Source organism: Pseudomonas sp. B14(2022), from assembly GCF_012030485.1.
Classification (GTDB): Bacteria; Pseudomonadota; Gammaproteobacteria; order Pseudomonadales; family Pseudomonadaceae; genus Aquipseudomonas.
Genome location: NZ_JAAUVM010000027.1, coordinates 38129 through 59229, shown reverse-complemented (window position 1 = coordinate 59229; position 21101 = coordinate 38129). Strand labels below are relative to the sequence as shown.

19 protein-coding genes are annotated in these 21101 nt (G+C 60.3%); 7 read left to right on the top strand and 12 right to left on the bottom strand.

Annotated elements, in window-relative coordinates; genetic code table 11:
* The first annotated feature begins 48 nt into the window (after nucleotides 1-48).
* Nucleotides 49-1386 carry a glycerol-3-phosphate transporter gene (gene glpT / locus HCF10_RS27565; protein WP_092489833.1) on the top strand — a complete coding sequence of 446 codons (1338 nt, stop codon included), beginning with the start codon at nucleotides 49-51 and terminating at the stop codon, nucleotides 1384-1386.
* Here the strand turns inward: glpT and HCF10_RS27560 are convergent.
* Nucleotides 1383-2036 (bottom strand): gamma-glutamylcyclotransferase, encoded by a 654-nt coding sequence (locus HCF10_RS27560; protein ID WP_065926652.1) that lies wholly within the window; start codon nucleotides 2034-2036, stop codon nucleotides 1383-1385. The genes glpT and HCF10_RS27560 overlap by 4 nt on opposite strands.
* Before the next feature lie 265 nt (nucleotides 2037-2301).
* On the opposite strand from HCF10_RS27560, the gene HCF10_RS27555 reads away from it, so the two are divergent.
* Nucleotides 2302-2784, top strand: a complete 483-nt coding sequence (locus HCF10_RS27555; RefSeq protein WP_167656803.1) for a sn-glycerol-3-phosphate transporter — start codon at nucleotides 2302-2304, stop codon at nucleotides 2782-2784.
* Between the two features lie 34 nt (nucleotides 2785-2818).
* On the opposite strand, the gene HCF10_RS27550 is transcribed toward HCF10_RS27555, so the two are convergent.
* The 5 genes from HCF10_RS27550 to HCF10_RS27530 form a co-directional block, all read right to left on the bottom strand.
* Complete coding sequence (locus HCF10_RS27550; RefSeq protein ID WP_131697586.1) at nucleotides 2819-3787, bottom strand: CDP-6-deoxy-delta-3,4-glucoseen reductase; 969 nt, start codon at nucleotides 3785-3787, stop codon at nucleotides 2819-2821.
* Nucleotides 3787-5253, bottom strand: a complete 1467-nt coding sequence (gene ubiD / locus HCF10_RS27545) for a 4-hydroxy-3-polyprenylbenzoate decarboxylase (RefSeq protein ID WP_027608362.1) — start codon at nucleotides 5251-5253, stop codon at nucleotides 3787-3789. Before ubiD ends, HCF10_RS27550 begins: the two co-directional genes overlap by 1 nt.
* A gap of 157 nt (nucleotides 5254-5410) precedes the next feature.
* A complete protein-coding gene (rho, locus tag HCF10_RS27540) occupies nucleotides 5411-6670 on the bottom strand; it encodes a transcription termination factor Rho (RefSeq protein ID WP_003176825.1) in 1260 nt (419 codons plus the stop codon).
* A 235-nt stretch (nucleotides 6671-6905) separates the two neighbouring features.
* Nucleotides 6906-7235 (bottom strand): thioredoxin TrxA, encoded by a 330-nt coding sequence (gene trxA, locus HCF10_RS27535; protein ID WP_015886460.1) that lies wholly within the window; start codon nucleotides 7233-7235, stop codon nucleotides 6906-6908.
* Nucleotides 7236-7356: 121 nt separating this feature from the next.
* A complete protein-coding gene (locus HCF10_RS27530) occupies nucleotides 7357-8052 on the bottom strand; it encodes a FadR/GntR family transcriptional regulator (RefSeq protein WP_131697587.1) in 696 nt (231 codons plus the stop codon).
* 255 nt (nucleotides 8053-8307) lie between these two features.
* Between HCF10_RS27530 and HCF10_RS27525 the strand changes: the two genes are divergently transcribed.
* Genes HCF10_RS27525 through HCF10_RS27510 form a run of 4 tightly spaced genes read left to right on the top strand, consistent with a single transcriptional unit; the run spans nucleotide 8308 to nucleotide 11147 of the window.
* Nucleotides 8308-9093 carry a transporter substrate-binding domain-containing protein gene (locus HCF10_RS27525; RefSeq protein ID WP_131697588.1) on the top strand — a complete coding sequence of 262 codons (786 nt, stop codon included), beginning with the start codon at nucleotides 8308-8310 and terminating at the stop codon, nucleotides 9091-9093.
* 14 nt (nucleotides 9094-9107) lie between these two features.
* Nucleotides 9108-9776, top strand: coding sequence for an amino acid ABC transporter permease (locus HCF10_RS27520; protein ID WP_017736949.1), 669 nt, complete (start codon nucleotides 9108-9110; stop codon nucleotides 9774-9776).
* Nucleotides 9773-10423 (top strand): amino acid ABC transporter permease, encoded by a 651-nt coding sequence (locus HCF10_RS27515; RefSeq protein WP_115485519.1) that lies wholly within the window; start codon nucleotides 9773-9775, stop codon nucleotides 10421-10423. Before HCF10_RS27520 ends, HCF10_RS27515 begins: the two co-directional genes overlap by 4 nt.
* Nucleotides 10410-11147 carry an amino acid ABC transporter ATP-binding protein gene (locus HCF10_RS27510; protein ID WP_065938032.1) on the top strand — a complete coding sequence of 246 codons (738 nt, stop codon included), beginning with the start codon at nucleotides 10410-10412 and terminating at the stop codon, nucleotides 11145-11147. The genes HCF10_RS27515 and HCF10_RS27510 overlap by 14 nt, the downstream gene beginning before the upstream one ends.
* Here the strand turns inward: HCF10_RS27510 and HCF10_RS27505 are convergent.
* From HCF10_RS27505 to HCF10_RS27490, 4 genes are all read right to left on the bottom strand, one after another.
* Nucleotides 11119-11655 carry a hypothetical protein gene (locus tag HCF10_RS27505; RefSeq protein WP_131697589.1) on the bottom strand — a complete coding sequence of 179 codons (537 nt, stop codon included), beginning with the start codon at nucleotides 11653-11655 and terminating at the stop codon, nucleotides 11119-11121. The genes HCF10_RS27510 and HCF10_RS27505 overlap by 29 nt on opposite strands.
* Nucleotides 11645-14083, bottom strand: coding sequence for a fimbria/pilus outer membrane usher protein (locus tag HCF10_RS27500; RefSeq protein WP_237683194.1), 2439 nt, complete (start codon nucleotides 14081-14083; stop codon nucleotides 11645-11647). Before HCF10_RS27500 ends, HCF10_RS27505 begins: the two co-directional genes overlap by 11 nt.
* A 70-nt stretch (nucleotides 14084-14153) precedes the next feature.
* Nucleotides 14154-14870 (bottom strand): fimbria/pilus chaperone family protein, encoded by a 717-nt coding sequence (locus tag HCF10_RS27495; protein WP_167656801.1) that lies wholly within the window; start codon nucleotides 14868-14870, stop codon nucleotides 14154-14156.
* 103 nt (nucleotides 14871-14973) lie between these two features.
* Nucleotides 14974-15630, bottom strand: a complete 657-nt coding sequence (locus HCF10_RS27490; RefSeq protein WP_167656800.1) for a DUF1120 domain-containing protein — start codon at nucleotides 15628-15630, stop codon at nucleotides 14974-14976.
* 448 nt (nucleotides 15631-16078) lie between these two features.
* Here HCF10_RS27490 and ppx point away from each other — a divergent pair, with 448 nt between their 5' ends.
* The gene (ppx, locus tag HCF10_RS27485; RefSeq protein WP_167656799.1) at nucleotides 16079-17581 is read left to right on the top strand and encodes an exopolyphosphatase; all 1503 of its coding nucleotides are present in this window, start codon (nucleotides 16079-16081) and stop codon (nucleotides 17579-17581) included.
* Nucleotides 17582-17720: 139 nt separating this feature from the next.
* On the opposite strand, the gene ppk1 is transcribed toward ppx, so the two are convergent.
* Nucleotides 17721-19946, bottom strand: coding sequence for a polyphosphate kinase 1 (gene ppk1, locus HCF10_RS27480; RefSeq protein WP_167656798.1), 2226 nt, complete (start codon nucleotides 19944-19946; stop codon nucleotides 17721-17723).
* 18 nt (nucleotides 19947-19964) lie between these two features.
* Nucleotides 19965-20978 carry a porphobilinogen synthase gene (gene hemB, locus HCF10_RS27475; RefSeq protein WP_167656797.1) on the bottom strand — a complete coding sequence of 338 codons (1014 nt, stop codon included), beginning with the start codon at nucleotides 20976-20978 and terminating at the stop codon, nucleotides 19965-19967.
* Nucleotides 20979-21101 lie beyond the last annotated feature (123 nt).

Below are 21101 nucleotides of genomic sequence, written 5' to 3'. Positions count from 1 at the left end.
CTGTAACATTCGCATCCGCAGTCAAAACAAGAAATCTGGAGCTCTTGAATGTTTGCTTTCTTTCGTCCTGCCGCGCACCAGGCGCCCCTGCCTGAAGAAAAAATCGACAGTACCTATCGACGACTGCGCTGGCAGATCTTCGCCGGTATTTTCTTCGGTTATGCCGGGTACTACCTGCTGCGCAAAAACTTCTCCCTGGCCATGCCCTACCTGATCGACGAGGGTTACACCCGAGGTGAACTGGGCCTCGCGATGTCGGCCATCGCAATTGCCTACGGCCTGTCCAAGTTCCTCATGGGCCTGGTGTCCGACCGCTCCAACCCGCGCTACTTCCTGCCCTTCGGCCTGCTGGTATCGGCGGGGGTGATGTTCATTTTCGGTTTCGCACCTTGGGCGACGTCCAGCGTGACCATGATGTTCATTTTGCTGTTCATCAACGGCTGGGCCCAGGGCATGGGCTGGCCACCCAGTGGCCGGACCATGGTGCACTGGTGGTCGCAGAAAGAACGCGGCGGCGTGGTGTCGGTGTGGAACGTGGCGCACAACGTTGGCGGTGGCCTGATCGGCCCGCTGTTCCTGCTGGGGATGGCCTGGTTCAACGACTGGCATGCCGCCTTCTACGTGCCGGCCACGGTGGCCTTGGCGGTGGCGGCGTTTGCCTTCATCACCATGCGCGACACTCCGCAATCGGTGGGCCTGCCACCGATTGAGAAATACAAGAACGACTACCCGGAAGGCTACGACGCCAGCCACGAAGACGAATTCAGCGCCAAGGAAATCTTCGTCAAGTACGTGCTGCGCAACAAAATGCTCTGGTACATCGCCTTCGCCAACGTGTTCGTCTACCTGCTGCGCTACGGCGTACTGGACTGGGCGCCGACCTACCTCAAGGAAGCCAAGCACTTCACGGTGGATAAATCGTCCTGGGCGTACTTCTTCTACGAATGGGCAGGTATTCCGGGCACGCTGCTGTGTGGCTGGATGTCGGACAAGATCTTCCGTGGCAACCGTGGCCTGACCGGCATCGTGTTCATGGCGCTGGTGACCGTGGCGACCCTGGTGTACTGGCTCAACCCGCCGGGTAACCCGATGGTCGATATGATCGCGCTGTTCTCGATCGGCTTTTTGATCTACGGCCCGGTGATGTTGATCGGCCTGCAGGCGCTGGAACTGGCACCGAAGAAAGCCGCCGGTACGGCTGCGGGCTTCACCGGTCTGTTCGGCTACCTGGGCGGTTCGGTGGCAGCCAGTGCGGCCATGGGCTACACCGTGGACCATTTTGGCTGGGACGGTGGTTTCGTGCTACTGATCGGTGCGTGCCTGCTGGCCATCGCGTTCCTGATCCCAACACTGTGGCACACCAACAGCGTCAGCTCGGCACGTTAATCGCCTGAGCAATCCTTGGCACAACGCTTGAGCCGCGCCTCCAGATTCTTGTCTGGCATGGCGTGGCTACGCAGGGCGTTGACGGTCTGCTCGACATAATCGCGAGTGGTGCCGTAACGCCCGCAAGCGCTTTGCAACACATGGTTCAGCACGATATCGGGCAAGTTGCCGGCGTAGCTGGGCAAGTGCCGCTCCAACACAAACCCCAACGCCTGCACCTGACTGCCATCTTCAAGACGGCAACTGAGCCAGTGCGGCCGGTACGAGGGGTAAGGCATCTCGCGCTGCCACAAGGCGTAAAGCGAGGCCTCCAGTTGATCTTCCGGCAAGCGATAGGCGAACCCGCTGCACGAACCTCCGCGATCCAGGCCAAAGACCAGCCCCGGCAATTCCGGCGTACCCCGATGCTCATGGGACCACAGGTACAAGCCGCGGTGATAACCGTGCACCCGTGCCCGCACCCGTTCGGTCGACGAGCATTCCGGGCGCCAGATCAGCGAACCATACGCAAATAGCCAGACCGGCCCACCCTTGTGCCGGCCCATGGTGGCCTGCATCGAGCTCATTAACTGTTCGTGAGTGAGTTGCGGCCCAAGATCGAGCCGCGGAGGGTAAGCCAATTGCAAAAGATCGGATTCAATGGCGGTCATGGCGAAAAGCGGTGCGCCTCCTGTGTGTTACCAGTTGTAAGCAACTTTACCGTAATAAAACGCGCCGCTGTAACCGTACGGCGAAAAAGTGCTATGGCGGTTGCCGCCACTGCTTTGGCGGCGCAGTCCCGTTCATCAGGATTGAAGGGGACAATCCCACTACTTTCAGCCCAGGTTCAGCCTGGGAACACGTCACGCCGTCAAACTGGCGCGCACATCACGACCCACCTAGCCGCCCATCAAACCGACTATTGAGGTCGCACCCATGAAGAAAATTCGACTGCCGGGCCTGCTGTTCCTGGCACAAGCCACCACCGCACTGGCTGGCGAAACGCTGCCCGCCGACGACGACAAAGGCTTCTGGTACGCGCAGACCAGCGTCTATACCCGGCACTTCGCGCCGGACAAAGACCACAACAACAACCAGGACCTGATCGGCCTGGAGCGCAATGAGGCATCAGGATTGGTGTATGGCGGGGCGACGTTTCGCAACTCGTTCAGCCAGCGCTCGTACTACGCCTACGCAGGCAAGCGCTATGACATGGCCGACTCTGCGGTGTACCTGAAGGTCACAGGCGGGGCGATCCAGGGCTATCGCGGCAAATACCGCGACAAGATCCCCCTCAACCGTTTCGGCGTGGCGCCGGTGATCATTCCGTCGGTAGGCACCCATTACGGGCCGGTGGCAGCGGAGTTGGTGCTGCTGGGGTTCAATGCGGCGATGGTGACGACCGGGGTACGATTCTGAGCGGGCGCAAGCCCCCTTCCAAAGCTCGGTTTCGTCAGGGCCGCGGCGCGTAGGCGAATACGTCGGCGCGCATCTGGTGCGCATCCATGCCGGCGTCGACCAACGCATCCAGCGTGCCGTAGATCATCGCCGGTGAACCGCTGGCGTAGACATGCACCGCCTTGAGGTCGGCAATGTCTTCGCACACCGCTTCATGCAGCAGGCCGCAGCGCCCCTCCCAACCACACAGGTCGCTGACCACCTTGTGCAGGAACAGGTTGGGCAGTTGCAGCCATTGGTCCCAGTGCTCGATCTCGTAGAAATCTTCCGGGCGACGCACACCCCAGTACAGGTGCACCGGATGCTTGAAGCCGGAAGCGCGGCAATGCTCGATCAGGCTGTGCATCTGCGCCATGCCGGTACCGGCGGCGATCAGCACCAATGGCCCGTCCGGCAGCTCGGCCAGGTGGGTGTCGCCAAAAGGCAGCTCGATGCGCGCCATCTGGTTGCGCTGCAATTGCTCCAGCAAGTTGCGCGCGCTGTCCTCGCGGGCCAGTACATGCAGTTCCAGCTCGCGACCGGCATGGGGCGCCGACGCCAGGGAAAATGCCGACTTCTCGCCATTCTCCCGCTCGATCATCAGGTATTGCCCGGCGTGGTAACGCACCGCCTTGCCGGCCGGGGCCCGCAGACGCACGCGCCACACGTCGCCACCTACTTCCACGCACTCACTCAATTGGCACGACAACTTGCGCAACGGCAACTCTCCCGGCGCCAGCACGCCATCCCACAACACAATGCAATCTTCCAGCGGCTCGGCGATGCAGGTGTAGAACTCACCATGGTCGCGCACTTCGCCGGCTTGCTGCACCCGGCCTTCCACCAGCAGTGCGGCGCACACGTGGCACACGCCATTGCGACACGCCTGGGGGCACTCGTAGCCCAGGCGGCGCGCGCCTTCGAGGATTCGCTCGCCGGGTTCCAGCTCCAGCACGGCGCCGGAAGGTTGCAGGGTTACACGCATCAATCTATTCCCAATTCTTTCCAGATCGCATCGACACGTGCCGTGACGGCCTCATCCTTGACGATCACCCGGCCCCACTCGCGGGTCGTTTCACCCGGCCATTTGTGGGTAGCGTCCAGGCCCATCTTCGAGCCCAGGCCCGACACCGGCGACGCGAAGTCGAGGTAGTCGATCGGTGTGTTGTCGATCATCACCGTGTCACGCTTGGGGTCCATGCGCGTGGTGATGGCCCAGATCACATCGTTCCAGTCCCGGGCGTTGATGTCGTCGTCGGTGACGATAACGAACTTGGTGTACATGAACTGTCGCAAAAACGACCACACACCCAGCATTACCCGCTTGGCATGGCCCGGGTACGACTTCTTCATCGTCACGATGGCCATGCGATACGAGCAGCCTTCCGGCGGCAGGTAGAAGTCGGTGATCTCCGGGAATTGCTTCTGCAGGATCGGCACGAACACTTCGTTCAGCGCCACACCCAGAATCGCCGGCTCATCTGGCGGACGGCCGGTGTAGGTGCTGTGGTAGATCGGCTTGATCCGATGGGTGATGCGCTCGACGGTGAACACCGGAAAGCTGTCGACTTCGTTGTAATAGCCGGTGTGGTCGCCGTACGGGCCTTCATCGGCCATCTCGCCTGGATGAATCACGCCTTCGAGGATGATTTCAGCGGTGGCCGGTACTTGCAGGTCGTTGCCACGGCACTTCACCAGCTCGGTGCGGTTGCCACGTAACAGGCCGGCGAAGGCATACTCGGACAGGCTGTCGGGTACAGGGGTCACGGCGCCGAGGATGGTCGCCGGGTCGGCGCCCAGGGCCACGGAGACCGGGAACGGCTTGCCGGGATGCTTCTCGCACCACTCACGGAAGTCCAAGGCACCGCCACGGTGGCTCAGCCAACGCATGATCACCTTGTTGCGGCCGATCACTTGCTGGCGGTAGATACCGAGGTTCTGGCGGTCTTTGTTCGGGCCCTTGGTGACGGTCAGGCCCCAGGTGATCAGCGGGCCGACATCGCCGGGCCAGCAGGTTTGCACGGGGAGCATGGCTAGATCGACGTCATCCCCTTCGATGACCACTTCCTGGCATACCGCGTCCTTGACCACCTTGGGTGCCATGGCAATGATCTTGCGGAAGATCGGCAGCTTCGACCAGGCATCCTTAAGGCCCTTGGGCGGCTCGGGTTCCTTGAGGAACGCCAGCAGCTTGCCGATCTCGCGCAATTCGCTGACCGCCTCGGCGCCCATGCCAAAGGCCACACGCTCGGGGGTACCGAACAGGTTGCCGAGCACCGGAATATCAAAACCGGTGGGGTTCTCGAACAGCAGCGCCGGCCCCTTGTTACGCAAGGTGCGGTCGCAAATCTCAGTCATTTCCAGCACCGGGGAAATCGGCATCTGGATACGTTTCAACTCTCCGCGCTGCTCAAGTTGCTGCACGAAATCCCGAAGATCCTTGAATTTCATTAACCATGCCACCCGTAAAATAGGCGTACATCCTACCTGCTCTGAGGGCTGCTGGCAGCTTATCGCGGTGCATTTGGATCGGGAACATGCTTAAAAAACGCGCAAAAAAAAATGGCGCCCCCGAGGGCGCCATTCTTTTGGACCTGAAACGTCGTTATTACTTACGTTTCATCGACAGGAAGAACTCGTCGTTGGTCTTGGTGGTTTTCAACTTGTCGATCAGGAACTCGATGGCCGCCACTTCATCCATCGGGTGCAGCAGCTTGCGCAGGATCCACATGCGCTGCAGTTCGTCGTCGGCGGTCAGCAACTCTTCGCGGCGGGTGCCGGAGCGGTTGATGTTGATCGCCGGGAACACGCGTTTTTCCGCGATGCGACGGTCCAGGGGCAGTTCCATGTTGCCGGTACCCTTGAACTCTTCGTAGATCACTTCGTCCATCTTCGAACCGGTTTCAACCAGTGCGGTGGCGATAATGGTCAGCGAGCCGCCTTCTTCGATATTCCGCGCGGCGCCGAAGAAACGCTTCGGTTTCTCCAGGGCGTGGGCATCGACACCACCGGTCAATACCTTGCCGGAGCTCGGGATCACGGTGTTGTAGGCACGGGCCAGACGGGTGATGGAGTCGAGCAGGATCACCACGTCCTTCTTGTGTTCGACCAGGCGCTTGGCCTTCTCGATCACCATTTCGGCAACCTGCACGTGGCGGGTTGGCGGCTCATCGAACGTCGAGGCAACCACTTCGCCACGCACGGTGCGCTGCATTTCGGTTACTTCTTCCGGACGCTCATCGATCAGCAAGACGATCAGGTGAACTTCAGGATTGTTACGTGCGATGTTCGCTGCAATGTTCTGCAGCATGATGGTCTTACCGGCTTTCGGCGGAGCGACGATCAGGCCACGCTGGCCTTTGCCGATCGGGGCGCACAGGTCGATCACGCGACCGGTCAAGTCTTCGGTGGAACCGTTACCGGCTTCCATCTTCATGCGCACGGTCGGGAACAGCGGCGTCAGGTTCTCGAAGAGAATCTTGTTTTTCGCGTTCTCGGGACGATCAAAGTTGATCGTGTCGACCTTGAGCAGGGCGAAGTAACGCTCGCCTTCCTTCGGTGGGCGGATCTTGCCAACGATGGTGTCACCGGTGCGCAAGTTGAAGCGACGGATCTGGCTCGGCGAGACATAGATATCGTCTGGGCCGGCGAGATAGGAGGCGTCTGCAGAGCGGAGGAAGCCGAAGCCGTCCTGGAGAATCTCCAGCACGCCATCACCGGAGATTTCCTCGCCGCTTTTCGCGTGCTTTTTCAGCAGGGAGAAAATCACGTCCTGCTTGCGCGAACGGGCCATATTTTCTATGCCCATTTCTTCGGCCAGTTGGAGCAGGTCGGTAATCGGCTTTTGCTTGAGTTCAGTCAGATTCATATAGGAATGACGTAATCATTTATGGAGGGGGGGAAATTAAGCTTTTGGCTTAATGAGGCCGCGCCGCAGAGAAGGCGACAGGATCGCGTACTAATCGAAAAGGAATGCGTCGGCGACGGCTTGCAGGGGGCAGTGGAGAAACCAGTGCGGGGCCGAATGTACCACCTGAGTTTCGGAGCGTCTAGCCCTGTTTCACGAAAAAGCCCCGCTATTTGCGGGGCTTTTTTGATGACACTCAGATGTTGGCGTCGAGGAAAGCTTGCAGCTGCGACTTCGACAGCGCGCCCACCTTAGTGGCTTCGACGTTGCCGTTCTTGAACAGCATTAGCGTAGGAATACCGCGCACGCCATGCTTGGCCGGGGTTTCCTGATTGTCGTCGATGTTCAGCTTGGCAATGGTCAGCTTGCCTTCATAGGTGGTTGCAATGTCGTCCAGGACCGGAGCGATCATTTTGCAAGGGCCACACCATTCAGCCCAGTAGTCAACCAGCACCGGGCCAGCAGCCTTGAGTACTTCGGCCTCAAAGGTCGCGTCGGTGACGTGCTTGATAAGATCGTTGCTCATGGATGTCTCCGGATTGTAAGCAAAAAAAACGTTGCCCATCATAGCCGCCCTTCCCCCGTTCAGGAAGCCGCCTCTGATTGAGTCTTCCTATGATGGCGCATGAGTTTGGGTATAGCCCAACTCAGGGCGCAACGGGAGTCACGAAGGCAATACCCGTGCGCAACGCCGCATTGCGTACATGCTCCTGCATGGTTTTCTGCGCCGATGCGCTGGCCCGCCGGGCCAGGGCGCGCAGGATTTTGCGATGCTCCTGCCAGGTTTCCATGGCCCGCTCCGGTCGGATGAACGGTAGTTTCTGACTTTCCAGAAACACCTCGGCACTGGCACTCAGGATGCTCACCATCGCCCGGTTACCACTGGCCAACAGGATGCGCTGGTGGAACTCGAAGTCCAGCCGCGCAGCCGCTTCGAAGTCACTGGCCTTGAGCACCTTGCGCATCGCTTCGACGTTGTCTTCCAGGCTGTCCAGCGCATCGATCGTCAGCGTCACAGCCGCCAAACCCGCCGCAAACCCTTCCAGTGCGTAACGCAACTGAAAGATTTCGAGCGGCGTGGCCTGGGCGGCAAAAGGCCAGGCAAAGCCCGGTGCGTCCTCCACCGCCTGCACGAACACACCTTTGCCCGGCTGCACACTGACCACCCCCAAAGCGCTCAAGGACGACAGCGCTTCGCGCAGCGACGCCCGGCTGACGCCCAACTGCACCGCCAGGTCGCGCTGGGACGGCAGTGCATCACCCGGCCCGAAGCCTTGCTCCTTGATCAGTTTGCGGATGGCCTGCAGGGCCGCCTCCGGTACGGCTTGGGCGATGGAATTCATAAAAAACTCAAGATTTGCGTCAACAGAGCGGCTAGTTGTAAAGCTATTCGGGGGCCGCGGCAAGCCACGCCCCAAAGGGGCTCGCGGAGTTTTACCGACGCTCGAAAAGGGTGCGAAAACGCGCAGCACTGTTCAGACCAGTAAGACCACTGAACCTCAACAAACTCGAGCCTCACAGACAATCCGAGCAGTACTGGCATGGGCTATGCACTGAGCAAATCCAGAAAATTCCTTCGCCCTTCTCGGAGAGTTGCCATGACCAAGCGCTTCAGCGCCCTGCTCACTGCCCTGTTTGCCAGCCTGATGCTGAGCCAGGCACCCGCCCAGGCCAACGGTCTGGACGATATCGTCGCCCGTGGCACCCTCAAGGTCGCCGTGCCCCAGGACTTCCCGCCGTTCGGCTCGGTCGGCCCCGACATGAAGCCACGTGGCCTGGACATCGACACCGCCAAGCTGCTGGCCGACCAACTTAAGGTCAAGCTGGAGCTGACCCCGGTCAACAGCACCAACCGCATCCCGTTCCTCACCACCGGCAAGGTCGACCTGGTGATCTCCAGCCTGGGCAAGAACCCCGAGCGCGAAAAGGTCATCGACTTCTCCAAGGCCTACGCACCGTTCTATCTGGCCGTGTTCGGCCCGCCTGATGCTGCCATCAGCAGCACCGACGACCTCAAGGGCAAGACCATCAGCGTGACCCGTGGCGCCATCGAAGACATCGAGCTGACCGCTGTAGCGCCGAAGGAAGCCACCATCAAGCGCTTCGAAGACAACAACTCCACCATCGCCGCCTACCTGGCCGGCCAGGTCGACCTGATCGCCAGCGGCAACGTGGTGATGGTGGCAATCAGCGAACGCAACCCGAAACGCGTGCCAGCGTTGAAAGTGAAGCTCAAGGACTCGCCGGTGTACGTGGGCGTGAACAAGAACGAGCCGGCGCTTCTGGAGAAGGTCAACCAGATCCTGGTCGCGGCCAAGGCTGACGGCAGCCTGGAAAAGAACGCGATGCAGTGGCTCAAAGAACCATTGCCTGCTGATCTCTGAAGCGGAGCTGATTGATGGCCTATCAATTCGACTTTGTGCCGGTGCTGGCCAATACCGACCTGCTGTTGCGCGGCGCGCTGTTCACCCTTGAGCTGACTGCCATCGGCGCAATCCTGGGCGTCGCCCTGGGCACTGTCGGCGCCGTGGTGCGGGCGTGGAAGATCCAGCCATTTGCCTGGTTCTTCGGTGTGTATGTCGAGTTGATCCGCAACACACCGTTCCTGGTGCAGTTGTTCTTCATCTTCTTCGGCCTGCCCTCCCTGGGATTGAAAATTACCGAGTGGCAAGCAGCCGTATTGGCGATGGTGATCAACCTGGGAGCCTACTCCACGGAGATCATCCGCGCCGGTATCCAGGCCATCCCACGTGGGCAACTGGAAGCCGCCGCTGCGCTGGCGATGACGCGCTTCGAAGCGTTTCGCCATGTGGTGCTGCTGCCGGCGCTGGGCAAGGTGTGGCCGGCCCTGAGCAGCCAGATCATCATCGTGATGCTCGGTTCGGCGGTGTGTTCGCAGATCGCCACCGAGGAGCTGAGCTTTGCCGCCAACTTTATCCAGTCGCGCAATTTCCGCGCGTTCGAAACCTATGCCCTGACCACCCTGGTGTACCTGTGCATGGCGTTGATGATTCGCCAGTTGCTCAACTGGATCGGCCGCCGCTTTGTGATGAGGAACAGCCGATGAGTGATTTTTCCTTCTGGGACATCGTGCGCAACCTGCTTACGGGCCTGCAGTGGACGCTGTTGCTGTCGCTCGTGGCGTTTATCGGCGGCGGCCTGATCGGCTTGCTGGTGATGACCCTGCGCATCAGCCGCAAGGCATTCGCGCGCAATGTTGCGCGCACCTATATCGAACTGTTCCAGGGCACACCGTTGTTGATGCAGCTGTTCCTGGTTTTTTTCGGCATTGCCCTGCTCGGCGTGGATATTTCGCCCTGGCTGGCGGCCGCGATCGCCTTGACGCTGTTTACCAGCGCCTACCTCGCCGAAATCTGGCGCGGCTGCGTCGACTCCATCGCCCACGGCCAGTGGGAAGCATCGGCCAGCCTGGCGTTGAATCCGCTTGAACAACTGCGCTACGTGATCCTGCCCCAAGCCCTGCGCATTGCAGTGGCGCCCACCGTTGGGTTCTCGGTGCAAGTGGTCAAAGGCACCGCTGTCACTTCAATCATCGGTTTTACCGAACTGACCAAGACCGGCGGCATGCTCGCCAACGCCACCTTCGAGCCCTTTATGGTCTACGGCCTGGTGGCCCTCGGTTACTTCCTGCTCTGCTACCCCTTGTCCCTCAGTGCGCGCTACCTGGAAAGGAGACTGCATGCCTCTGCTTAGAATTTCCGCTCTGCATAAGTATTACGGCGATCACCACGTCCTCAAGGGCATCGACCTGACCGTTGAAGAAGGCCAGGTGGTGGCAATCATCGGCCGCAGCGGCTCGGGCAAGTCCACCTTGCTGCGCACCCTCAATGGCCTGGAGTCGATCAATGACGGCGTGATCGAAGTCGATGGTGAATACCTCGATGCGGCCCGGGCCGACCTGCGCAGCCTGCGGCAGAAAGTCGGCATGGTGTTCCAACAGTTCAACCTGTTCCCGCACCTGACGGTGGGTGAAAACGTCATGCTTGCACCACAGGTCGTGCAGAAAGTGCCCAAGGCCAAGGCGGCCCAACTGGCCAGGCAGATGCTCGAGCGCGTGGGGCTGGGCGAGAAATTCGACGCTTTCCCCGATCGCCTGTCCGGCGGCCAGCAACAGCGGGTTGCCATCGCCCGCGCCCTGGCCATGTCGCCCAAGGTGCTGCTGTGCGATGAAATCACCTCGGCCCTGGACCCGGAGCTGGTCAATGAAGTGCTCAGCGTGGTGCGCCAACTGGCCAAGGACGGCATGACCCTGATCATGGTCACCCACGAAATGCGATTCGCCCGGGAAGTCGGCGACAAGCTGGTGTTCATGCACCAAGGCAAGGTGCACGAAGTCGGCGATCCCAAGGTACTGTTCGCCAACCCGCAAACCCCCGAGTTCGCCAACTTCATCGGCTCAGTGGAACAGCCGGACTGACCAGTTCGAAACTGCCGCGCCCCTCCAGCACCACTTGATTGCTGACTTGCAGGGCGTTGGCGGGCAGGTCGGTGTCGACTTCAACCTGGGCAGTCAATCGCTTTCCCACCGCCCGAGCGACCAGGACCTGGCCCGGCAATAACTGCCCGTCGAACGCCTTACCCGGAAGGTGGGCCTGCGCCCATTCGACGGCACGCCCATCCACCTGGGCGTGCTTGAGAGTCAGGCTGAATCGCCCATGACGCCCAAACCGATAACCTTGCCCGTCGGCCACGCCGGTAAATCGCAACGCGATAGCTGCCGGCTCTGCGCACAGTACGTTCAGGTGCACCCTGCGCGTACCCAGCGCGATTGAACGGCTCTCGACAAGCGCCTCCCTGCGAATGACGCCATAGTCGATATACGCCTGGCTGACGGACAGCTGGCAGTTTTCGGCGTGAACTCCACCGGCCATCGACAGCGTGCAGAGCACTGCGAAAAAACCCGCGATTTTCAGCTTAACGAGCATGGCACACCGCCGATGTTGTCTCATAGAACTTGTCATGGTCGGCCTTGGTCTCGGGAGCAAGGTTGAGCAGGCAAGAGGAGGAGTCCGGCAATGCAACGCGCAGGTGTTGCGAGTCATTGAAGTCGTTCAGAAAGATCATGCCGTCACCCACCACACTGGTCAGGAAGCGATTGTTTTTGTCGAACACCGAAGCACCCTGAGGCAGTGTTCGCCCTTGTTGATCAGTGGCCGTGACTAACACACGACGCACTGTCACCACATCGAATGCGACGGTATTGACGGCCCCTCGCCCAGGGGCAAGCACCCGGGTGCCGTTCTTCAGGTCAACGCGCTTGGGCAAGGACTGGGTCTGCACTTCGATGCGGCTGTTCGTGTAGGCGGGCAAGCCTGGGATCACGGCCTGCCCGCTGAAGTCGGTCCACACCGGACCGTAGGGCGTGTCGAGTTTGGCAGAGCCGATATCCCCTACCGATGCGATGCCAAAGGTGTCCTGGATGGCATACGGCGAGAAGGTCACGCCGCCCGCGTGAGCCACCACGCCACCTTGCAGCTGCCCCGTGTAACTGGTGCCCGATGGGTCGCGACTGACCCCCAGGCCCACGCGGATGTAGCGTGGCATCAGGTCCACCTGGCCGCGTATCGATTGCTCCCGGGCGCTGAGGTCGCGTTCGACACCGACCTCGTAATTCACATACTCATTGACCCGCTCACTGAGCGCCGTACCGGCTCGGGACTGATTGCCACGCTTGCTGACATAGCTGTTCACCCGCCGGTCGCTGCCCAGGGGTACGCTGACCTGCAGTCGCACGGACAGATCACTGTCCTCGACTGTAACGCGCCGACGGCCCTCACTCAGGGCATCGCGGCGTGCCGAAGTACCGCCTACCTGAGAGTCAGCGACCAATGCGACGTCCGCATAGCGGAACGACTTGTTCCATGCCGCAAACACATGGTCGGCCGACTGCCCATCAAACTGGGAACTGCGGGTATACCCCACGGAAAATGCACCCAGCGTGTTGTCGACCCAGCTCACACCCGCCGTGTACTGACGCTTGAAGCGTGCATCCAGCTCGTCGGTCCTGGCCGATCGGCCCGCTTCAAGGACCTCGCGATAGCCATGGCTTTGCGTAGTGACACTGAGATTAAGATCGATGTTGGCGCTCACCGGGCTGCTCGCGGACACGCTGCTGCGTGATCCGAACACCGTATTACGGCTGTCCCGGGAAACGTTGTGACGTGCGCCAACAGAAACCCGCTGGAAAAACACGCTGCTCAGGGTGCCTCCTGCCGCCCCATACTCATCGGAGCCCAACAAGCCGAAGCCCGCAGAGGAGTCTCGCCCCAAACCCCAGGTGCCGCTGCCCATGGCAACGACGGGAGTCGGGCCTTCCTCATGCGCATTTCTACGCACCTTGCCCAAGGAGAGATAGTAGCCAGGCTCCGCCGGGGCGCTCCCGGCAAATGAGGCCGCAGGTACCACGAAGCTGCGCTTGGCACCTCGCACATCGATGACGCTGACCTCCAGGTCGCTGGTGCCGTTGAGCAATGGCAAGCCCGTCAGCCGGAACGGTCCCTCGGGCACCAGTGTGCTGTGGATCAACACTCCCGATTGACGTACTTCAATCCGCGACTGGCTCTGCGCCAGCCCCTCCACCACAGCATTGTTACTGCCCGCCGGCGTGCGCGACTGACCATCGGGGGAAAACTGCACACCGGACAGCTGAACACCGCCAAACAGCGGGTTGTTGCTGGAGAGCTGACCTACCTGAAAGGTCGATTGCAACGCGGCAATATCCCGCTGCGCATAAGCATAAAGATGCTCGTTGCGTGTCACTCCATTGTCGGACACATAAAATTGGCGGCTGCGGACAATCCAATCGCCCAGGTTGAAACCCGCCTCGGTATAGGCCGAAACAAAACGATTGCTTCCATTGTTCGAATAACTGTCGAATCCCTGCACGTCATAGTTGAACAACGCCGCCGCCCCGCCCCGGGCAAACTGGCCAGCCTCCCACTGCGGTTCACGCAGTGATCCGGTCGGCACTACCAGCGCCACTTCGTCATTTCCTGGGCGCAGCCGCACCATCGTGGCCGGGAAAGCACCCAGGAAGTCGTGGCAGGCCAGGTCTGCAGTAGCGCCCTTGCGGATAATGCCTTCGGGCTTCACCAATCCGGCTTTATCGAGCAGCCCCGGGGTGAAACACAGCTGCCCTTGCGAGTCGAACCGGGCATCGACCAACCCGAGCGGGTTGCCATTGACCCGCAACCCCACCACATGAACACCTTCGCGAAAGCGCGCCGCACTGCGAAAGTAGTCGGAGACCTTCGGATCAATGCCGTGGGTAGTCAGTGCAGCCAGGTCGAAACCCTCCCCCAACTCCACTGCGGGGGCCAGGCCAGGCAAGCCCCATAGTGTCGCAACCCCCATCAGCAGAGTGGGCCGAGACGGCCGCAAAGAAGCCACTCGTTTGTTATTCGACAGGTTGGCCATGGGTCGATTAACCCCTGTCGGCATTGATCGGAGCCCGGAAGCTGTCCGCCGAAAAGCCGTAGAGCGTGGCCGGCTGGATCTCGACGTCTGTTACCCCTTCCAACGCGCCATCCACCTTCAGCGTCAGCGTTTCCCCCGGCAACACGTAAGTGCGCGGCAAGGTCGCCAAGGCTCCCTGTGGCAGCAGCCGCACCTGCGGAATCAGGCGCACTACATAGGCACTGTCGTTGTGAACCGTCAGCCCCGCCCCTGCGCGCGCCCACTTCAGCAGTTCCCAGGGCGTGTGATGAACCGGCAGATCTTTCGGGTGAAGGATCAACGGCAAATTCTGTCGCAGCGTGATGCCGATAGTCGCACCGCCTGCGGCGCGCGCCTGGGGGATGCCTTCGAAAGACACGCGCTTCAACCGCTGGGTCTTCAGTGGCTCCTTCAAGGTGCTGATGAAACGCACCAATTGAGTTTCCCCCGCCTCCACGCGGGTAATGGGTGGCGTCACAATCAACAGCGACTCCATATCCTCGGGCACATTTTCCACGACCGAGTGAAGCAGCGCTGGCACCGCGTCGGTATTCTTGATGTTCAGGGTGGCTTCGCCCTGGGCTTCATAAAGCACAACCACCGTAGTTTCCGGCAACATACCGTCGGCTAATGCAATACCGGTAAAACACAGACACGCGCCCGCACAAAACAACCGTGCATTATTTATTAATGAAAGACTAAACACTCAGTGCTCCCCACGAACTTGAAGTTGTTTGTTTATCCAGACGACCACATAAAAACAGCCGACAAGAAGCACGCAGCTTCTTTATCGGCTGCAGTTTGATCGCTTAGATGTAACTCAACTCAAGTGTCGCGCGCCCATCCAGGGTAATGTCACGACTCAGGTCCAGATCCTGCCCCCTGTTGATCACCGCCCGCACCACGATAGTTCCGGTCAACTGAGCGATTGAGGCCGGGGTGATGGTTGTGCCACTGCGCCATGAATACTGAGTGGGCGATTGGGCGACCTTGCCGTCGCTGTTCTGCCAGGCACCGTTACCGACACGCATGATGGGCGACAGTACTGTACTCGACGACCTGAGGTCCCTGAGGGTGACCGCAAAGCCGCCGGTTCGCCGGCCGTTTGCAGTACCCAGGCCATAATTGTGCACCTCGGTATAGCCTGAGCCGAGCACATTGAGGATACCCGGAACCTTGCTGGCCGCCTGCAGGTCGACGAATTTCAGTCCGAACGTAGCAGGCGTGGTGCCGCAAGTGACGGTCAACGGGGCGGTTCTTTCCGCCAATGGGTTGAATGCCGTTGGCAGCAATTGGCCAGAGGGAATGTCGCCGTAGTTGATGATGCCACCACCGGTCATGCTGAGGTTGCAGGCGGCTGGCTTGATCGTCCCCCTGACGATCAGCTCGGCACTGGTGGATGCATGGACGTTGAAGGCGGCGGCCAGCCAAGCAATACCGAGAGTCAATCCAACAATTTTTTTCATAGTCGACCTGTCACTTAAAGTTATCAGGCGTACTTATTTTTGCCTCGAAGACACAAGCCATAAATAAATAGCGCCACGGCACGATTGCCGAATGACAGTCTGTCGCCTCAAGGCCCGAATAAAGAATAAGGCAATACCGTGTTTATTGTGGGAGCGATAAAAACAAACTGTCGGTCCAACCCACCAAGACAGTAGTCCTGAACATAAAAACCAATAGCGAACCGCCTCCAAAGTTGTAGGCGAAATCATATTTCGCCTTATAAAAATCTGAAGTTAAATGCCCCTACAGAACTACGCGAATGCGTCAACAGAAGCATGAAAAGACACCCTACACTTTCCACAAAAATCCCCTACAGACGAGCGCAGAGAAATTCACGGAGCACTACGCGTTGGCGTCAGCGGTCGATCGTGGCACGATGGTAAGGTTATCGACCGAGACCCCCTAACCATGCCGCAATCCCAAGCCAAGAATCTGTCCCTGATCGCCGCCATCGACCTGGGCTCCAACAGCTTTCACATGGTCGTGGCCAAGGCCCAGAACGGCGAAATCCGCATCCTTGAGCGGCTCGGAGAGAAAGTGCAGCTGGCTGCCGGAATCGACGACGAACGCCAGCTCAATGAAGAATCCATGCAGCGCGGGCTCGATTGCCTCAAGCGTTTTGCCCAGTTGATCAACGGCATGCCCCTGGGCGCCGTGCGAATCGTCGGCACCAACGCCCTGCGCGAAGCCCGCAACCGGGGCGAATTCATCCGTCGCGCCGAGGAGATCCTCGGCCACCCGGTGGAAGTCATTTCCGGCCGTGAAGAAGCACGCCTTATCTACCTCGGCGTGTCGCATACCCTCGCCGACACCCCCGGCAAGCGCCTGGTGGCGGACATCGGCGGTGGCAGTACCGAGTTCATCATCGGCCAGCGCTTCGAACCGCTGCTGCGTGAAAGCCTGCAGATGGGCTGTGTCAGCTATACCCAGCGCTACTTCAAGGACGGCAAGATCACCCCGGCACGCTACGCCCAGGCCTACACGGCGGCGCGGCTGGAGATCATGAGCATCGAACACGCCCTGCACCGCCTGACCTGGGATGAAGCCATCGGCTCGTCCGGCACTATCCGTGCCATCGGCCTGGCGCTCAAGGCCGGCGGCCATGGCACCGGCGAGGTCAACGCCGAGGGCCTCGCGTGGCTCAAGCGCAAGCTGTTCAAGCTGGGCGATGCAGAGAAAATCGACTTCGACGGCATCAAGCCCGACCGTCGCACCATCTTCCCGGCCGGCCTGGCGATTCTCGAGGCGATCTTCGATGCCCTCGAACTGCAACGCATGGACCACTGTGACGGCGCCCTGCGCGAAGGCGTGCTCTACGACCTGCTGGGCCGTCATCACCACGAGGACGTACGTGAGCGCACCCTCAGCTCGTTGATGGAGCGTTATCACGTCGATCTGGAGCAGGCAGCCCGCGTGGAGCGTAAGGCCCTGCATGCCTTCGATCAGGTCGCCGAGGACTGGGACCTGGAAGACGGCGTGTGGCGCGAACTGCTGGGCTGGGCCGCCAAGGTGCATGAAGTGGGCCTGGACATCGCCCACTACCATTACCACAAGCACGGCGCCTACCTGATCGAGCACTCCGACCTGGCGGGCTTCTCCCGTGAAGACCAACAGATGCTTGCGCTGCTGGTGCGCGGCCATCGTCGCAATATTCCCAAGGACAAGTTTGCCGAGTTCGGTGATGAAGGCATCAAGCTGATCCGCCTGTGCGTCCTGCTGCGCTTCGCGATCCTGTTCCACCACATTCGCGGCACCCAGGAAATGCCCCAGGTGAGCCTGCGCGCCAATGGCGACAGCCTGGATGTGGTGTTCCCGAAAGGCTGGCTGGATGAGAACCAACTGACCCAGGCTGACTTCGCCCAGGAAGCGGAGTGGCTGACACGGGTGGGGTTCAGCCTGAACCTGCGCTGAGCCGATCTAAAGAACACTGCAAAAACACATGTGGGAGGGGGCTTGCCCCCGATGGCGGTGGACCAGTCAATGAATCTGTTGACTGACACTCCTTCATCGGGAGCAAGCCCCCTCCCACATTTTCAGACCGCGTCGGTGTTTAGTTCACCGTGAGAATCGGGCTACCCAACTTCTCCAGCAACGTCGCCTGGGCACTGCGCGGGTTCTGGTTGCCGGTCGGCGTGTTACGCACGTAACGGCCATCCGACTGCAGGCTCCAGCTATGGGTGTTGTCGGTGAGGTAGCTTTCCAGCTCTTTCTTGACCCGCATGATCAGCTTCTTGCCCTCGACCGGGAAGCAGGTCTCCACACGCTTGTCGAGGTTGCGCTCCATCCAGTCGGCACTGGAGAGGAACATCTGCTCTTCGCCGCCGTTGAGGAAGTAGAACACCCGCGTGTGTTCCAGGAAGCGGCCGATGATCGAGCGCACATGGATGTTATGCGACACGCCGACAATGCCCGGACGCAGGCAGCACATGCCACGCACCACCAGGTCGATACGCACGCCGGACTGGCTGGCCTTGTACAGCGCGCGGATGATCTTCGGATCGGTCAGCGAGTTGAACTTGGCGATGATGTGCGCCGGTTTGCCCTCGAGGGCGAACTGGGTCTCGCGGGCAATCATGTCGAGCATGCCCTTCTTCAGGGTGAACGGCGCGTGCAGCAGCTTCTTCATGCGCAATGTCTTGCCCATGCCGATCAATTGGCTGAACAACTTGCCAACGTCCTCACACAAGGCGTCGTCGGAAGTCAGCAGGCTGTAGTCGGTATAGAGCTTGGCGTTGCCGGCGTGATAGTTGCCGGTACCCAGGTGGGCGTAACGCACGATCTCACCGGCTTCGCGGCGCAGGATCAGCATCATCTTGGCGTGGGTCTTGAAGCCCACCACGCCGTAGATCACGACCGCACCGGCCGCTTGCAGGCGGCTGGCCAGTTGCAGGTTGGACTCTTCATCAAAGCGTGCCCGCAACTCGATCACCGCGGTGACTTCCTTGCCGTTGCGCGCGGCGTCTACCAACGCGTCGACGATTTCCGAGTTGGCGCCGCTGCGGTACAGCGTCTGGCGTACAGCCAACACGTGTGGGTCCTTGGCGGCCTGGCGCAGCAGGTCGACCACCGGGGTGAAGGACTCGAACGGGTGCAGCAGCAGGATGTCCTGCTTGCTCACCACGCTGAAGATGTTCTCGCTGTTTTGCAGCAGTTTCGGGATCTGCGGGGTGAACGGGGTGTATTGCAGTTCCGGATGACTGTCCAGGCCAGTAATGCTGAACAGCCGCGTGAGGTTCACCGGACCGTTGACCTGGTACAGCTCGGACTCGGCGAGGTTGAACTGCTTGAGCAGGTAGTCCGACAGATGTTTGGGGCAGGTATCCGCCACTTCCAGGCGCACCGCGTCGCCGTAGCGCCGCGAGAACAGCTCGCCGCGCAGGGCACGGGCCAAGTCTTCGACGTCTTCGGAATCCAGCGCCAGGTCGGCGTTACGGGTCAGGCGGAACTGGTAGCAGCCCTTGACCTTCATGCCTTGGAACAGGTCATCGGCGTGGGCATGGATCATCGACGACAGGAATACATAGTTATCGCCAGCGCCCCCCACCTCTTCCGGTACCTTAATGATCCGTGGCAGCAAGCGCGGCGCCGGGATGATCGCCAGGCCCGAATCGCGACCGAAGGCATCGATCCCTTCCAGCTCGACGATAAAGTTGAGGCTCTTGTTCACCAGCAACGGGAACGGGTGCGTCGGGTCGAGGCCGATTGGGGTGATGATCGGTGAAATCTCGTCACGGAAGTAACGGCGCACCCAGGTTTTGATCTTGGTGGTCCAGTGACGACGACGAATGAAGCGGACCTGATGTTTTTCCAGTTCCGGCAGCAGGATGTCGTTGAGAATCGCGTATTGGCGGTCCACATGGCCATGCACCAGCTCGCTGATGCGCGCCAGGGCCTGGTGCGGCTGCAAGCCGTCCGCGCCGGCTTGTTCACGGGCAAAGGTGATCTGTTTCTTGAGGCCGGCGACACGGATCTCGAAGAACTCGTCCAGGTTGCTGGAGAAGATCAGCAGGAACTTCAGGCGTTCCAGCAACGGGTAGGTCTCATCCAGCGCCTGCTCGAGCACGCGGATGTTGAATTGCAGTTGTGACAGCTCGCGGTGGATGTACAGGCTGCTGTCATCCAGGTTGGTCACTACGGCGGCCACCGGGGCTGGGGCTGGCGCTTCGGCTACCACCACAGGCGCGACCGGCTCGTGCTCCGGCGGGGTCTCGGTGACTTGTTCCACCACCGGGTGAGCGTCTTTTACGGCAACTTCGGAGAGTCCTTCGGTATTCATCGAATGTTCCTGTGAGGGCTATTGTTGCTCTCTAAGCAATTGGGCGGCGCGGACGGCGAAATAGGTCAGGCTGCCATCAGCCCCGGCACGTTTAAAGGCCGTCAAGGATTCAAGGATTACCCCTTCACTCAACCAGCCATTTTGTATTGCAGCCATGTGCATGGCGTATTCGCCACTGACCTGATACACAAAGGTCGGCACCTTGAATTCCTCTTTGACCCGGTAAAGGATGTCCAGGTACGGCATCCCCGGCTTGACCATCACCATGTCGGCGCCTTCGGCCAAATCCGCCGCCACTTCGTGCAAGGCTTCATGGCTGTTGGCCGGGTCCATCTGGTACGAAGCCTTGTTGGCCTTACCCAGGTTGAGGGCCGAGCCCACCGCATCGCGAAACGGGCCGTAGTAGGCGCTGGCGTACTTGGCCGAGTAGGCCATGATCCGTACATTGACGTGGCCGGCCAGTTCCAGGGCTTCGCGAATCGCCTGGATGCGGCCGTCCATCATGTCCGACGGCGCAACCACCTGGGCGCCTGCTGCCGCGTGGGACAACGCCTGCTTGACCAGCGCATCGACGGTGATGTCGTTTTGAACATAGCCTTCTTCGTCCAGAATGCCATCCTGCCCGTGGGTGGTGAACGGGTCCAACGCCACGTCGGTGATCACCCCCAGCTCAGGGAAACGCTCGCGCAGCGCGCGGGTGGCGCGCTGGGCAATACCGTCCGGGTTCCAGGCTTCGGCAGCGTCCAGGGACTTGAGTTCAGACGGCGTGACCGGAAACAACGCCAACGCCGGTATCCCCAACTCGACCCAACCGGCTGCTTCTTCAAGCAGCAGATCGATGGTCAAGCGCTCCACTCCCGGCATCGATGCCACCGCTTCCCGGCGATTTTCACCGTCGAGCACAAACACCGGCAGGATCAGATCGTTCGTCGTCAGTACGTTTTCACGAACCAGGCGGCGAGAAAAATCATCACGGCGATTACGGCGCAGGCGGGTAGCAGGGAACAGGCGATTGGCAGGGGTAAAACTCACGACAGACTCCTGAGCCCGGGTTCACGGGCGAGCGTTGCAGTTATAAGCGGGCATTATGACGAAGGTATGACAGTTGTGCTTAACGATGCGACCTGTAGTCGCATTCGTCGCTTAATGTAGGAA